The organism is Sphingobacterium sp. HJSM2_6 (genome assembly GCF_049316305.1).
Lineage (GTDB): Bacteria > Bacteroidota > Bacteroidia > Sphingobacteriales > Sphingobacteriaceae > Sphingobacterium.
The window spans coordinates 43,130-58,128 of sequence record NZ_JBMOXB010000004.1 but is presented as its reverse complement, the minus strand read 5'-3'; the positions used below and the strand labels follow the sequence as shown (position 1 = coordinate 58,128).

General features: G+C 38.4%; 7 protein-coding genes. 5 read left to right on the top strand and 2 right to left on the bottom strand.

All coding sequences use genetic code 11. The features are described 5' to 3' along the window. Positions 1–302: 302 nt before the first annotated feature. Positions 303–3,470, top strand: coding sequence for a carboxypeptidase regulatory-like domain-containing protein (locus ACFRAE_RS05065; RefSeq protein ID WP_422796041.1), 3,168 nt, complete (start codon positions 303–305; stop codon positions 3,468–3,470). 71 nt (positions 3,471–3,541) lie between these two features. On the opposite strand, the gene ACFRAE_RS05060 is transcribed toward ACFRAE_RS05065, so the two are convergent. Next, the gene (locus ACFRAE_RS05060; RefSeq protein ID WP_422796040.1) at positions 3,542–6,724 is read right to left on the bottom strand and encodes a S41 family peptidase; all 3,183 of its coding nucleotides are present in this window, start codon (positions 6,722–6,724) and stop codon (positions 3,542–3,544) included. A 228-nt stretch (positions 6,725–6,952) separates the two neighbouring features. Between ACFRAE_RS05060 and ACFRAE_RS05055 the strand changes: the two genes are divergently transcribed. After that, positions 6,953–8,134, top strand: coding sequence for an MFS transporter (locus tag ACFRAE_RS05055; RefSeq protein ID WP_422796039.1), 1,182 nt, complete (start codon positions 6,953–6,955; stop codon positions 8,132–8,134). 5 nt (positions 8,135–8,139) lie between these two features. On the opposite strand, the gene ACFRAE_RS05050 is transcribed toward ACFRAE_RS05055, so the two are convergent. Next, positions 8,140–8,319 carry a hypothetical protein gene (locus tag ACFRAE_RS05050; RefSeq protein ID WP_422796038.1) on the bottom strand — a complete coding sequence of 60 codons (180 nt, stop codon included), beginning with the start codon at positions 8,317–8,319 and terminating at the stop codon, positions 8,140–8,142. A gap of 280 nt (positions 8,320–8,599) precedes the next feature. On the opposite strand from ACFRAE_RS05050, the gene ACFRAE_RS05045 reads away from it, so the two are divergent. From ACFRAE_RS05045 to ACFRAE_RS05035, 3 genes are read left to right on the top strand one after another with little or no spacing between them, the layout of a single operon-like run. Beyond that, positions 8,600–11,722, top strand: a complete 3,123-nt coding sequence (locus tag ACFRAE_RS05045; protein ID WP_422796037.1) for a SusC/RagA family TonB-linked outer membrane protein — start codon at positions 8,600–8,602, stop codon at positions 11,720–11,722. A 17-nt stretch (positions 11,723–11,739) separates the two neighbouring features. Next, on the top strand, positions 11,740–13,695 hold the full coding sequence (locus tag ACFRAE_RS05040; RefSeq protein ID WP_422796036.1) for a RagB/SusD family nutrient uptake outer membrane protein: 1,956 nt from the start codon (positions 11,740–11,742) through the stop codon (positions 13,693–13,695). 28 nt (positions 13,696–13,723) lie between these two features. Next, entirely contained in the window at positions 13,724–14,998 is a 1,275-nt protein-coding gene (locus ACFRAE_RS05035) for a DUF4959 domain-containing protein (protein ID WP_422796035.1), read from the top strand. The last annotated feature ends 1 nt before the right edge of the window (position 14,999 follow it).

Below are 14,999 nucleotides of genomic sequence, written 5' to 3'. Positions count from 1 at the left end.
ATTGGAAATGCGTTGTAAAGGTCCAAACAAGATCCAAACAAGATCCAAAGAAGCTCCATTGATGCGAAGTCTATGCCCGGAATTCTATTATACCCTTCTATTTACCCTGATAACTAGTTGCTTATGAAAGGCCGTTGGGGAAGCGGGTTAAGGTTTTTAAAAAATTAAACAAATGACATCCGTTGTTTACAAATTGATAAGTATCTGTATAGCATTCAATCAAATATTAACATAAGTTTAAGCAGGAATGCACATTGAGTTTATATCGTCGCAATACTTTTGTTACAAAAATAAATAAGCTTATGAGTATAAACGTTTACAAATTTAAACGGCAGATGATCTTGATTCTTGGCTATGTGCTAATTAGTCAATTGGGATACGGTCAGGGCGTTCAGGCATCTATAGCCGGTTCTATCAAAGATCAAGGAGGCAATTCGGTTACGGAAGTAACGATTCGTGTACGTAATGAGTCTACAGGTTTTAGCACGAGTTCGGTAACCAATGAAAGAGGCAATTTTGAAGTAAAACAATTGCCGCTTGGGGGTCCCTACACCGTTACGGCAAGTCATTTGGAAAAAGGTAGTGGCTCCAGTAAGGGGATTTATCTGAATCAAGGAGACGTGGCTAAAATTAGGATCGATCTAATCAGTAATAGCCAGCAGATCGACGCGGTCGAGATTCGGGCAAATGCTTTAAAAAACAGCAAGGACTATTTTGGTGCGGCAACAGCCTTCTCCTCAAAAGATATCCGATCCTTGCCTGTAAATGGCCGAAACTTCTCCTCATTAACTGATTTATCACCTTTAGCTCGAGGCGGAAGTATTTCTGGTCAGTTAGGTTCGTCCTCGAATTTTACTATAGACGGAATGAATGCCAAAAACCCAACATCATCCGGATCTACCACCAGTCGTTCAGGTGCGCCTTATTCCTTATCTATGGAAGCGGTTCGGGAATTTAAAGTTGTGACTAACCAATATGATGTAACTTTTGGACGAAGTGGCGGGGGTACTATTTCTGCAGCAACGAAATCAGGAACAAATACCACTACAGGTTCTGTTTTTGGCTTTGGCCGTACCGATTGGTTAACTAGTCCTTATGATATTCGTGGGAATAAACGGATTGGAAATTATGCGACTTACCAATTTGGCTTTTCGTTAGGTGGCCCAATTATTAAAGATAAATTGCATTATTTTTTGGTTTGGGATAGACAACAAGATAACCGCTCCTTATTGATTGCCGATGTACGGTCCAAAAAGGATGAAATTTTATATAAAATTAATCAACAAACTATCGATCAGTATTTGGGGATTGCAAGATCAAAATATGGGGTTTCCAATCAACAACAAACAGGTAATATTTCCAAAAAAAGAACTTCCGATGCGGTATTTTTAAGGTTAGACTACCAATTAAATGAACAGAATTTATTAACCATCCGAAATAACTTAACCTACGATTATAATCCGCTAGGTTTAGGGGATAATACAGCAATTAACTTATTGGAATCGTATGGAAATGATAAGAATTTTGATAATAGTCTATTAGCCACATTGCGGACCGCAGTTTCTCCAAGAATTACAAATGAACTGAAAGTTCAACACCTGTATGTGTATCAGAATTCTACCCAAGGCGATCAAATTAATAATCCTTATATTCCTAGAGCGATTGTTGAAAATATCAAAACCGATAAATTAGCAACTTCCATTCAGTTAGGAGGACATCGATTTGCTCAAGAAAGTTTTAAAAACAATGTTTTTCAATTGACAAATAATTTGTTTTACGACACAGATTTTGCAAAATATACCTTCGGACTCGATGTGTTAGCTACGGATTCGAAGTCAATTTATGGTTCGGAAGTGAATGGCCGATTTCATTTTAGTAATACAGGCGATGCCATTACAGCTTTAGATAATTTTAATAACCTCAAACCTTATCGTTATTACCGTGAGGTTCCTTTGAAGGATGATATTGCTGTACGTGGATTGATTATGAACTTTGGGCTTTATGGTCAAATGAGAAAAACGATTGCTCCAGGAATGGAAATGACTGCAGGTTTGCGTATGGATTATGCAAGTTATCCGAAAGCGACATTTAATCAACTCGTTTTTGATGAATTAGGGATCCGAACAGACAACGCCTTGAAATCCTTTATCCTTCAACCTAGATTACAATTTACCTGGGATATTAATGAAAATCAAACGGATTATTTGCGATTTGGTGCTGGTATTTTTGCCTCTGATATAAATAATTATATGATTATTAACAATTTAACCTTTGACGGATCTAATTTGGCAACCATAGATGTTCGGGGTAATCTTGTTCCAACTCCGGATTTTAATGCTTATAGAAAAGATAAAAACAGTATTCCGAGCTTGGCGCAGTACCAATTGCCGACGATCAATTATACCGGTAAAGATGCGAAGGTGCCAACCATCTATAAAGCCAATCTATCCTATTCTAAATTCTTGACGGAAAAATTGAAGTTAGGAATTACAGGTTATATGACTTTAGCTAGAAACAATTATACGTATGTAGACCGCAATATGGTAGCGACGCCGTTTTTCCAATTATCCAATGAGGGAAATCGTGGAGTGTATGTGCCGGCAGATAAAATTCCAGCGAATAATGGGCAACCGGATTGGAAAGATAGTCGCATATCAACTAAATTAGCTCGTGTTCTTGAATTAACCAGTGTAGGAAAAATTAATCAATTTGCTGTTGTTGTGGATGGTACTTACGAGTACTTCAAAGATGGCTCGATTACGGCAAGCTATACCTGGAATGACAGCAAAGATAATACTTCCTTTAATGGTAATGTTGCCAACTCAGCGACCTTATCACAACCTGTAATAGATGATCCTAGAAACCTTTCCAACATCACGTATTCTGATAATCAATTTAGACATAAGGTGGTGGTTTATGGAACCTTACCGAGCTTCTATGGGGTGAATGTAGGACTTCGTTATACTGGACTAGGTGGTACAAGATATACCTTGAGATCTGGTGGAAATACCAATGGGGATTTTGTAACCTCAGACAATGATCTAGCATATATTTTTGATCCAAATCATGCAGGTACTTCCGATGCGATTAAACAAGGTATTCAAGCGATCTTGGATAATCCTGAAGCAAGTGCAAGTATGAAAGACCTGATCCGTACGTATGCAGGACAAATCGCGCCAAGAAATGCGGGTATCAATGATTTCTTTGGAACTGTGGATATTCGGGTAAGTAAAAACTTTAGGTTCTATAAAACGCATGGATTGGAAGTTTCTGCGGAACTCTTCAACTTTGCAAACTTACTTAATAAAGAAAAAGGAATTAACAGATCTTTAGGTAGTCAATCGCTTTACAATGTTTCTGGATTTGATCAAGCGACCAAACAGTTTAAATACAATGTGGGTAGCGTAGGTGCGAAAGGATTTTCTGGAAATCCATACCAAGTGCAATTGGGCTTGAGGTACGCCTTTTAAGTAATAAATGCCAGTACGCCTGGGGGAGCTTAATAAAGCAAAGTCCTCCAGACGTACCAGCATTACTTGGGTTACTTTAGGTCTTTTAGAATCTCCTGTACAGCTCTTTCGAGTTGAGGATCTTTGTCGGCGATACGGTCAGCAGTAGTGTTTTTAATGGAAATATCAGGAGCAACTCCAGTCATCTCTAAATCTTTACCATCTAATGTATAACATCCCCAAGAAGGAAGTCTGTAGAAGGATCCGTCTACCAAACCTTTACCAGAGGTAAATATGATCCAACGATACGTTTCAGTACCAATTATTTTGCCTAGTTTAAGCTCTTTGAAACCTGCGGCAGTCATTTCGGCATCGCTTAAGGATTGTTCATTCACTAATAACACGATTGGTTTACCAGAGGGAGCAAAATTACTTTGTGGTGATTTCTGTCCTCCCCGATATTGCCATTGCAAATACGGACGTTGCGCTAAGAACCGAAGGACTTCATCGTGCACATTTCCACCTGTATTATACCGTAAATCTAGAATGATTCCTTGCTTATTGTTTTCTTGTTCTGCCATATCCAGCAAGAAGGATTGCAACTCAGCCCCACCCATATTTTTCATGTGCGAATAGGCTATCTTGTTATTACTCCACTCATCCACTTTAGTTCTATTTCCTTTAATCCACTCATTATAAAGCAAATCTTTGAAAACAAAATTCGGTAGAGGACGGATGTGTACTTGTTTTTCTATTCCGCCCCTCAATACTGTAAGTTGGAGTTCGCTTGCTAGGGAAGGATTGGTAAAGTAATAATCACGATCTGTGTTTTTGTCGATGGCATTTCCATTGATAGCCGTTATTTCATCCCCAACCTGCAAATCAACACCTTTTTTAGATGCAGGACTATTTTTAACGATTCTAGCAACTTTGTACGGATTATTGGCTTCATAGATTACCCCAAGCTCATTGGTAGTTGCACTGAATTTTTTAGATTCTTCAGCGCCCATACTGCTAAAACCTAAGTGGGAAGAATTGAGTTCACCCAGCATGTCATTTAATAGTATACGAAGATCACTGCGGTTATTGATTCCTGGAAGATAAGTTGCATACTTGATTTTTGTTGCCTCCCAATCTAAACCATGGAATTTTTCATCGTAAAAATTCTCTTCTATATTCGCCCATGTTTCATAAAACATTTGCTTGAATTCTTGGTCTAAGTCGCGGTTAAATTTGTGCCCAATATCTACGCGGTCTAGTCTATTGAAATCAACATTATATTTAACGAATGTACCTCCAGCTAAGAAATATACGTTTCCATTGACTTCGCTGAATAAGCCTATACCCCCATCAGTAACCTTCTCCGTTTTTATTGGACTGAATGGCTCATACACTATTCTATATACCGCGGGGTTTCCTTCATGGTTGGATTGGAAGAATACAAATGATTTTTCCCCTTTTGTAAAGGTTTTTGGATTGTATTGAGATCCTGCTTGAGGACTAACTTGTACGATTCGGTCCGAAAGACCTTCCAGATCAATCGTTACAAGGTCCTTTTTCTCTGCTGGGGGCGTTGAGGCAGGACTTGCCGGTTTTTTATTCTTGTCGTCAGTCTTTTTATTGGTAGAATCTTTCGTGGTTTTGGTTTTGTCTTGATCCTTTGTTGGATCAGCAAAAAGTTCGTCAAACTTGCTCATGCGGTATGGCTCATCAAAGTTTTCTAGGGCCATCCGATAGATTTTAGCGTCACCCATTCCTGTAGGATAGGAAGGTTTTGTTCGATTGCTCGCAAAGAAAATGTATTTACCGTCTGCTGAAAATACGGGGGATGTTTCTGAAACGCCGGTATTGGTTAAGTTAGTTGTTTTATTATTGGCAATATGGTGAACAAAGATGTCTTGTTCAAAATTTCGAATGGCAGTAAATAATACATATTCACCATCATTGGAGAATGAAGGAGAAGAATTCTGAAAGGCCCACAATTCATCCTTAACAATGACATTGCTTTTCAGGCTATTTAAATCCAATAGACGAACTTCATCACGACCACTTAAGTAAACCGCTTTGCTGCGGTCTTTATTAAAGGCGATATCCCGGTTGTTTCTTTTATCGCTCGTTAGGGCTTTCACTTCGCCCTTACCATCTGCCGGTCTTGTAAACCAATTTAAGTAGCCTTCCTTAGTCTGATTAAATAAAATAGTTTTATTGTCTTTAAGCCATTTAACCTCAGTGATGCGTTCCCCTTGAGAAGGCATTTGACGGACAAATTTGCCATCTATATCCGAGATAAATAATTCTCCACGTGAAACAAAAGCTAGTTTTTTGCCATCTGGTGATACATCATAATTGGACAAGGATCCACGAACATCAAATTCCTTAGATTTTCCTAGTACTTGATTTCTGCTCACTGTAATTTGTGGCTGGTTAACTTTTTTACTAGCGACATCATAAACGAATAGTTGATACCCTTTTTCAAAAATGATAGCTTGCCCATCGGCCGCAACCTGAGGTGAACGAATGGATTCTTTGAATTTTGTAAGGACATTTTTCTTGCCATTAGTTAATGTGTACAGGTTGTATTCATCGTTATCCTCATCGGAAGCAAAATAAATTGTACCCTTACGGTCTACAGTAGGCCAAAGGTCTTTCCCTTCGTAGCTGGTATATTCTTTAAAGCTGTTGGTTTTCGGATTGTAGCCTTTAATATCTGGATTGAATGCTCCTTTATATCGTTTTCTATTGGCAGAAGAAAAACTTTCCCAACTGTCTGTAAACAGGAGTTCTCCTTGTGGGGTTTCGACCATATTGTGAATATAGTTGAAATAATGTGGGATGATGCGAGCTGCAGTACCCCCATTTCTACTGACTTTATAACTACTCATGCTATTTTCTTTTCCTGAAGTAAAATAGATTTGTTGGCTGTCCCAACTCCAACTTTCTACCAAGTCAGCCGATTCATGGTGCGTGATTTGTTTAATATCTCCTCCGTCTAAAGGGGTCAAATAGACATCCATGTTTCCATTTTGGTTGGAGGAGAAAGCGAGCCATTTGCCATCTGGAGAGATACGAGGTGCAATTTCATTGCCGTCCATCGCTGTAATACGTAAAGCTGTTCCTCCGGCACTAGGTACGCGCCATAAATCCCCTTCATAGCTAAATACAATAGTTTTAGCATCAGGACTTAAGGTTGGATTGGATAGAAATGTAGGCTGGACTTGAGCCATAGCGCTATATCCTAAAATAGAAATAGCAAAGGTCAAAAATGATTTATTCATAATTTCAGGTGTCAAGATTCTTTCTTTTGATAACGCAAATTTAACAATTGGTTTAATATGTTGTGCTTATTGTAAAGCAAGAAATAGTTATAATCAACATATTTTAGTAACAAATGCATGATAAAGGAAGTTTTACTTACTATTAAGAAAAATCATAGAAGTGTATTATTTACACTAACTTAATATAATTAGCAGTTATTTTATCCTATTTTTGTACAAAAAAACACTATGAAAATCGCTAAGACACTTGAAATGAATGTTATCCCCGTGGAGTTAAAACAAGCAAGGTTGTCGGTGTCTTTTTTTTATTTTGCTTTAGGGCTATGTTTTGCAACTTGGGCTTCTCGAATTCCAATCTTAAAATCGGGTTTAGGCTTATCTGAAGCAGAATTGGGTACTATTTTATTAATGCTTCCAGCAGGTCAATTATTGACTATGCCTTTAGCTGCTGCCCTTGTTAATCGTTTGGGGAGTAAATTGGTATTACCTATAGCCGGGATGGCGTATGCGATTTTATTAATTTTCATAGGCTTATCGAGCAATGCATGGTGGCTGGGTGGAGCCTTGTTTGTATATGGAATAGCAAGTAACATTTCCAATATTGCGATCAATACCCAGGGGGTTTTAGTTGAAGAGCAATACGGAAAATCCATTATGTCCTCTTTTCATGGCGCCTGGTCTTTAGGGGGATTTGCGGGATCACTTATTGGTTTATTGACGTTGAACCTGCAATTATCCTCAATCATGCACTTTGCCATTATTTTTGTGCTCTTAATAGGCCTTATACTCATTAACAAAAGGTTTTTGATATTAGATGCGAAGACCAACAAGGCGAAGGAGAAAAAGGAAAAGTTTAAGCCGGATAGTATTATTGTTCAATTGGGAATCATTGGCTTCTTTAGTATGGCCACAGAAGGTGCAATGTTCGATTGGAGTGGCGTATATTTCAGTGATGTAATACATGCACCCTTGGAGTGGATAACGATTGGGTTTACTTCCTTCATGATTATGATGGCTTCAGGACGTTTTATTGGCGATTGGATTATCGAAAAATTTGGCCGAAAGCGAACCTTACAAGCAAGTGGTTTATTAATGTTTACCGGAATGATGGCATCGGTATTATTTCCTAATTTCTATGTCGGAATTGTGAGCTTTATGCTGGTAGGCTTAGGCGTAGCTTGTAATGTTCCAACGGTATATAGTTTAACGGGCAGACATGAACGTATCCCCGCAGGTGTGGCAATAGCCATGGTTTCGAGCATATCATTTATGGGTTTTCTGGTAGGCCCTCCCTTAATTGGTTACGTCGCTGAGTTATTCAATTTACAATATTCCTTTGCACTATTCTCCTTATTTGGCTTGTGTATGTTCATCATGACAAGTAAACTAAAATTCTTTGCTAAACTCTAATTTTCCTATTTCTTCTGGAAAACTAAATTGGTATTGTCAGGAATTTGCTTTGCCCAAAGTTTTCCTGTTACAATTTGCGTCAATTTAATTTTGGCCCAGCTATACAGATAAAAATTTTTTGTCGGCTCAATTAATATTTGACGCGCTGGAATAGGCTGTATTCCTATGTTATCCGTATTTTCCATTTATTCTCATTTTTTTAGAAAATGTAATTTTAACGTATAGGTTTTTGAGTAATAATTTTTGTTTGTTCGAACTATTAAAATTTATTCATTAATTTTTCTTAGAAGATTTCATTGTTTCCTTAATAATTACATAATAGGATAAAAATTGGATAATTTATTTGTTAAAACATGTTAAATTATGTTAAATATTTTAGTTGGAAATTTGATTAGTATGTATATCTTTAATTAATACAACTTAACTTTTTATAACAATTATTATTTAACCTAACAACTAACTCTTATGGAAAAACCTAAAGAAAAGCTGTTTATTTTGCTTCTTTTTTTAGTGTTCCCTTTTCTATCCATTGCTCAAAAGCAACTTACTGGAGTGGTGAAAAACGCCGCTAATGGCGAGCCAATAGAAGGGGTGAGCGTACTAAAAAACAGAGTTCCAATTACAGCAAGTAATGCAAATGGTGAATTTCAATTATCAGCCAACCTTGGTGATAGTATCCAATTTACAGCGATTGGATATAAGCCTATCTCTCAAGTCGTAGGGTCAAAAAACATCCTGGATGTGCTCATGTATGAAGACGGGAGCAACATCGATGAAGTAACAGTCGTAGCATTCGGAACGCAGAAGAAAACGAGTGTTGTCGGAGCAATTACGACGGTCAAAGCATCAGATTTGAAGATTTCTGCGTCGAACTTAACAGGATCATTTGCCGGAAAGATTCCAGGGGTAATTTCCTATCAGACTTCTGGAGAGCCTGGTGCAGATAACGCACAGTTTTTTATTCGTGGGGTTACAACTTTCGGTTATCAAACTTCTCCATTGATTTTGATTGACGGATTTGAAGCCACGACCGACAACTTGGCTCGTTTACAGCCGGATGATATCGAAAGCTTTTCTATTTTGAAAGATGCATCGGCGACGGTATTGTATGGTGCTCGGGGAGCAAACGGTATTATCATGGTGACCACCAAGGCTGGTCGCGAAGGTCCTGTAGCATTGAACGCGAGGATCGATGTGAATACCGCAATGCCAACGAAAATGATTGATATGATTGGTGGTGTACAATACATGCAATTATATAATCAAGCGCAATTGACAAGGGACCCAATCTTAGGATCCTACTACACGCAACAAAAGATCCAATCTACGATAGATGGCGAAAACCCTATGATTTTCCCCAATATAGATTGGTACAACACCTTATTTAATCCATCTACGACCAATACCAAAGCGAATGTAAATTTGTCTGGAGGAGGGCAGGTGGCGACCTATTATGTATCAACCGGATTTGATAAAGAAACAGGATTGTTGAAAGTGGATAATCGAAACAATTTTAACAATAATATTGACATCAATCGGCTGTTCATTCGTTCCAACGTTATTTTCAAATTAACGAAAACGACGACCTTAGATACCCGTATTCAAGGTCGATTTGAACGCTATACCGGGCCATACGAATCGGCATCGAATATTTTCAGAATGACGATGAATAGCAATCCGGTTGATTTTCCTGCTGTATATCAACCTGATGCGGCCAATGAATTTACAGAACATGTTTTGTTTGGAAATACCTTTGTTACAGGGTCTTTAAAATCAAATCCTTATGCCGAAATGGTTCGTGGATTTGAGGATAGAAATGAGAGCAGTATTGTCGCACAGGCAACTCTATCGCAAGATTTAGGATTTCTAACAGAAGGCTTAAAAATTCAAGGTAGAGCCTCCGTAAGCACATGGAGTTTGTATTCAAGTAGAAGAACCTATAATCCATTTTATTATGATTTAGAAAATTACAATCAAATTACCGGGGAATATAAATTGTACCCTTTGAACCCTACATCAGGGCAAGCCTATTTAGGCAATGTGTTACCAGGCAGAGATGCCAATGGTCATTATTATTTTGAAGCTCGGTTAAACTGGAATCGGAAGTTTGGATTGCACAGTTTGGGAGCGATGACTGTGGGCATGATGGAAGAGAAGCTATTAACTGCGGGAAATAGTGGAAACATCTATGAAACCCTACCCGAAAAAAACATGGGTAATTCAGGTCGTTTAACTTATGACTTTGACAATCGTTATTTTATGGAAGCCAGTTACGGTTTTAACGGTTCTGAGAAGTTTACTGGTGAAAAAAGATATGGATTTTTCCCATCTATTGGGTTAAGCTGGATGGTGTCGAACGAAAAATTCTTCGAGCCATTGAAGCCAGCAATTAGTTCCTTGAAGCTTAGAGGTACTTGGGGATTAGTAGGAAATGATGCCATTGCAGGTCGCGAAGCACGTTTCTTCTATTTGTCCGACATCTCCATGGGCGGTGGGCTATACCGTTGGGGTACGAGTTTTATGAACTCCTATAATGGATATTCCGTAAATCGATATGCGAATCCTGATATTACGTGGGAGCAATCGGAAAAATGGAATTTAGGATTTGAAATGAACTTTATGAATGAATCGCTGAAACTAGTCGGAGATTTTTTCAAGGATGTGCGTAGTAAAATCTATATGAACAGGGAGAACTTTCCCGCATCAGCAGGTCTTGAAGCCAGCGTAAGTGGAAATGTGGGTAAAGCAAGTTCGAAAGGATTCGACGGATCCTTAGACTATATGAAAAACCTCAATGAACATATGTGGTTATCAGCTCGGGCAAACTTTACGTTTGCTACCAATAAATTGTTGGAATTGGATGAGCGTGATTACCCAGATCAGTATTTGAAACGCCGTGGTTATAATTTAAATCAACAATGGGGTTTATTAGCAGAGCGTTTATTTGTGGATGAAGCGGAGATTTTGAACTCTCCAAGACAAGATTTTGGTGAATACATGGCTGGAGACATTAAGTATAAGGATATTAATGGTGATGGTCTTATCAATAGTAATGACCGTATACCGATGGGCTTCCCTACTGTTCCAGAAATTCAATATGGTTTTGGTATGTCTGTAGGCTACAAAGCCTTTGATTTTTCTTTCTTTTTACAAGGAAATAGCAATGTATCTTTCTTTATCAATGCGACGAGTGAGTCTAATTTATCTACAGGATCATTTGGTATTGCCCCATTTGCTAATCGTAGAAATGCATTATCCATGATTGCTGATGATTATTGGAGTGAAACAGATCCAAATGTACATGCATTTTGGCCACGTTTATCGACAGATCCAATCAATAACAATGTTCAGCAATCATCTTGGTGGATGAGAGAGGGATCATTCCTACGGTTGAAGTCCTTGGAATTAGGATTTAGTCCTAAAAATTTAAAGCGTTTTGGTTTGAATAAAGGAAGTAGAATCTACTTCAGTGGAGAAAACATGTTTGTCACTTCACCCTTTAAATTGTGGGATCCAGAAATGGGTAGAAACGGTTTAGGATATCCTCCAAATAAACGGTTTAATGTCGGAATTCAATTAGTGTATTAATTTAAAGAACCAAGAAAATGAAATTATTAAAATATATTTTACTTGCAACTACGTTATGTTTGGGTTCTTGTACGAAGTACCTGGATGTAGTTCCAGATAATACCTTAAAGCTAGAGGATATTTTTAATTTAAAGATCGATGCATACAATGCATTAGCTAAAGTATATAGTTATTTACCTAATGATGAGCGAACCCATGTCTCTACATGGACTTTAGGTGATGAATGGATCGGTCGATTAGATTTAAACAATACGAATTCGAATTTACGTGCCATTCGTATTATGCGCGGGTTGCAATCCCAAACTAGCCCACAATTAGGGTTTTGGTCTGGATCTGAAGGTGGAAAACCTTTATACATTGCGATCCGTCAAGCGGATGTGTTTTTAGCGAATATTGATCGGGTTAAAGATATGACCGAAGGCGAGAAAGCGGATTGGAAAGCTCAAGTTAAATTTTTGAAAGCCTACTTTGCATTCTTATTGGTACAACAATATGGCCCCATCGTTATTCCTCAAAAAACGGCTTCACCTGAATCTACCAAAGAAGAGTTGTTCTTGCCAAGAACGAAGGTGGAAGAGTGTTTTACGTATATCCTAAACTTGATGAATGAGTCTATTCCAGATTTAACAGAACGGGCGACTTCAAATAATTTAGGGCAGATCGATCAGGTTGCCGCTAAAGCGATTAAAGCGAGGGTGTTATTCTTTAGAGCAAGCCCATTTTTCAATGGAAACCGGGAATATTTCGGTGATTTTATGGATAAAGATGGACAGCCATTTTTCCCATTGGAAGAGAATAAAGAAAAATGGAAAGAAGCCATAGATGCTTTAAATGAATCCATCGCGCTATGTGAGGCCAATGGACTGGGTCTGTATAAGTTTGAAAAAGAGCCGTTCATTTACGATCGTGCAGCATTTACAGCGAACCCTGACCGCATGAAAAAATTATACGACTTACGCATGCTCATTGTGGATCCATGGAATAAGGAATTGGTATGGGGAAATTCGAACTTGAATTATTACGATCAAGGTGAGTTAGCGCATTCTTCCAATATTCGTCTTCCTGAAGGTTATGGAGACGGGGTGGTGAATACCGCAGCATATTCATGGCAATGGATGGCAGCAACTTATCAAATGGCAGAGCGCTATTACACGGAAAATGGATTGCCTATTGAAGAAGATTTGTCTTATGACTATAATAATCGCCACGAAATAATTCGTACACCTGGTCAAGCAGAGCCTACCTATACCCATTGGAATGGATATATGCAGCCAGGAGCAGAAACCATCAAATTGTACATGAATAGAGAGCCTCGTTTTTATGCAAACTTGGGAATAACAGCAGGATATTGGCGAGCGCATGCCGTACGTATAAATACGATGATGTTTGGAAATTCTCATGGTGGCTATAACTCGTCTCAACATACAACCGATTTCTTGAGTACAGGTATTGGGACACAAAAATTTGTACACCCTGAATCCCAATCTGGCGCTTGGCAACGGACCATCAAATTCCCATACCCTATTGTTCGTATGGCTGATTTATATTTAATGAAAGCTGAAGCGATGAATGAATACGCTGGACCTACTCAAGCGGTTTATGATGAAATCAATAAAGTAAGAGAGCGTGCTGGGGTACCCGATGTAGAAACAATTTGGGCGGATGCTTCCTTAACGAGAACGGTCAATAAACACCGGACTAAAGAAGGGCTTAGAGATATCATTTTACAAGAGAGAGGAGTGGAATTTGCATTTGAAGGAATTCATTTTTGGGATATGTGGAGACACAAACGCGCAACATCGGCATTTTCATCACCGATTTGGGGATGGACACATACGGGAACAAATGCGACATCATTCTTCGTATTGGAAGTTAAACAACAACGTAGATTTACTATTACGGACTGTTTATGGCCAATTAGTTTAAATGAAATGAATACAAATGGTCAATTAATTCAAAATCCAGGTTGGTAATTTATTGTATAGAAATAATTGTAAAATTATGAAAGGAACATATTTAAAATTTATATATATCCTATTGGCGATCACTGTATTCAGCTCCTGTAAGGAGGGGGATCGATTTAAACCCAATAGTGACGATGGCCAAGCTCCCGGCAAAATTACCTTAAAGGAATACAAGCCTTTATTTGGTGGGGCAAGGTTTTTCTATGATCTTCCTAATGATGAAGATTTAATGAATGTGGAGGCCGTTTATACCAATCCGAAAGGAAAGACATTTACATTTTCTGCGTCCTATTTTGTGGATTCATTAGATGTGTATGGGCTACCGAGTACAGATGAGTATACAGTACAGATATTTGCCGTTGATCGGGCAGGAAATCGTTCTGAAGCGACAGATGTGAAAGTCAAACCTATGGAGCCAGCCTTCAGTAGGGTGGCCAATTCATTGCTTGTGAAACCAGGATTTAGTTCTTTCTTTTTAGATTGGACGAATGAATTGAAACAAAATATCAATGTATATGTTGATTTTACCTTCAATCAAAATGGGGAAACAAGAACGTTGACATCTGTATTTTCTTCCAACTTGGAAAAAGATCGTCGTTTTGTAAATGATTTGTTTTTGTCGCCATCGGAAAAAGTAGCCGTAAAAGTTCGAGTAGAAGATATTTATGGAAATATAACAGAATCTATCGATAAAGGTCAAATATCGCTTTACGAAGATGTTCAGATTCCCAAAGCAGGTTGGGTATTGCCTAATCCGAATGATTCCATAGGCGGTATTCCGATGGCTTTTGGAAATGGTTTGGAAGGAAGGAATCGGTACGTAATCGATGATATCATTGACCGAGGAGATAATTTGAATTTCATGCACACCAATAGCCGTGGAAAAACCGGTAGAACTGCTGATGGAAATATGCCTTGGAATTTTATCATTGATTTGGGCGATTATTACGAATTGAGCCGAATCATCACGGTTCAGCGTCACTCAGGGGGATTAGCCAACATTTCCCGTGGCCAATATTATCGTGATGAGAATGTAGGTGTTTACAATATGTATATCTGGGATGAAGCGTCTGAAACCTGGGAATATGTATCGCAAAATAAGATTGTTGTTCCCTTAGGGTTAAGTGAATTGGAATTTGTGAAAAAGGGGGAGGCTGGAGACATGGCGTATATGTACCCAGATGAGCCTGCCTATACCAAGAAGACCCGATGGTTCCGCTATGAGGCTGTAAAAAGTTTTAATGGTAATTATACCTTGGAGGATGCAAATTGTCTTTCGGAGATCACACTTTATGGTAGAAAAAGTAATTAAC

Coding starts and splice junctions, on each gene's coding strand:
- ACFRAE_RS05035 (WP_422796035.1), top strand. CDS start 13,724: ATGAAAGGAACATATTTAAAATTTATATATATCCTATTGGCGATCACT.
- ACFRAE_RS05060 (WP_422796040.1), bottom strand. CDS start 6,724: ATGAATAAATCATTTTTGACCTTTGCTATTTCTATTTTAGGATATAGC.
- ACFRAE_RS05065 (WP_422796041.1), top strand. CDS start 303: ATGAGTATAAACGTTTACAAATTTAAACGGCAGATGATCTTGATTCTT.
- ACFRAE_RS05050 (WP_422796038.1), bottom strand. CDS start 8,319: ATGGAAAATACGGATAACATAGGAATACAGCCTATTCCAGCGCGTCAA.
- ACFRAE_RS05040 (WP_422796036.1), top strand. CDS start 11,740: ATGAAATTATTAAAATATATTTTACTTGCAACTACGTTATGTTTGGGT.
- ACFRAE_RS05055 (WP_422796039.1), top strand. CDS start 6,953: ATGAAAATCGCTAAGACACTTGAAATGAATGTTATCCCCGTGGAGTTA.
- ACFRAE_RS05045 (WP_422796037.1), top strand. CDS start 8,600: ATGGAAAAACCTAAAGAAAAGCTGTTTATTTTGCTTCTTTTTTTAGTG.